1 pseudogene is annotated in these 983 nt (G+C 60.9%); it reads right to left on the bottom strand.

From position 1 onward, the window contains the following. Window positions 1-983: pseudogene (locus AC07VG_RS33420) on the bottom strand (hypothetical protein); the annotation flags it as partial.

Genomic DNA, 983 nt, shown 5'->3' with positions numbered 1-983 from the left:
TGGCCGCGCCAATGCTCATCCGCAAGACCTCTGACGGACTGTACTTGCCGTTCGCCACGCGTTTGACCCAATAGGAGGCCTCCACCGTGCCGCCTTCGTTGTCCTTGATCAGGTCGAAGGTGATGTTGAACGGCACGTCATCGTCCTCGTTATTCCCCGTGATAAGGGTCCAGTCGGTTTTCATCCCGGTTTTCGAACCCTTCCAGGCATAGTGCACCTCGTCCCCGGCGGTCTGATCGGGATTGGTGTAGTGCGGAACAATCAGTCGGGTACCGGTGGGTGTGTCCGCCGGGTCGAGCACACCGCCTTGCTCATGCTCAACCACCGGTGGCGGCAGTTCCGCTACCGGCTCGCCGATCTTCAACAGCTCGGCATGCAGGGATTCACGGCTGGCCACGTCGCGGGCCTCGGTGTCGAACCACAGCAGGTAGAAGAGCTCCAGGGTGCCGCCCTCGATGGCGCGTAAATGAGCACCGTCGACGGGCATGAAAATAGACTCCTTGGCATCCCCTTCACCATCGGTGATCAGGTGACGATCAAGATCGGGCAGGTAAACCCCGCCACCGATCGGCCGGGTACCGAACCACTTCAGCTCTATGGCCTGGCCGGTTTTCATGCTGTCGTCCCAGGGAATCTCGATCATGGTCCGAGACAGCGCCGGATCGAGAGTGCCCGCGAAGGCGTCCACGGCAATGGGCGCGGCCAGAAGGCTGGCCTCGCCGATCACACGGACAAACTGACCTTTGGAGATCCTGGAGAGCTGGTCGTCGGAATCGTCAGCCTTGATCAAGCGGTAGGAGAATGCCGCCTGGGTCTTGACCAGCGGACGGATATCGGCGCTGGGCAGTGGAATCTCGGGGATGCTGGGAACACTCTCGATGGTTTTAGGCGGGTACTCAAGCGCTATTGATTCGCCATCCAGCGTGGTGCCCTTGACCCGCATTTCAATCTGGTCGCCCACGGCGAAGTCGGGATTGCCGGGG

The sequence above is a fragment of the Pseudomonas sp. GW821-FHT03C07 genome, from assembly GCF_059420925.1.
Note: the sequence above shows the minus strand (reverse complement) of the source record. Positions and strands in the feature narration are given on the sequence as shown.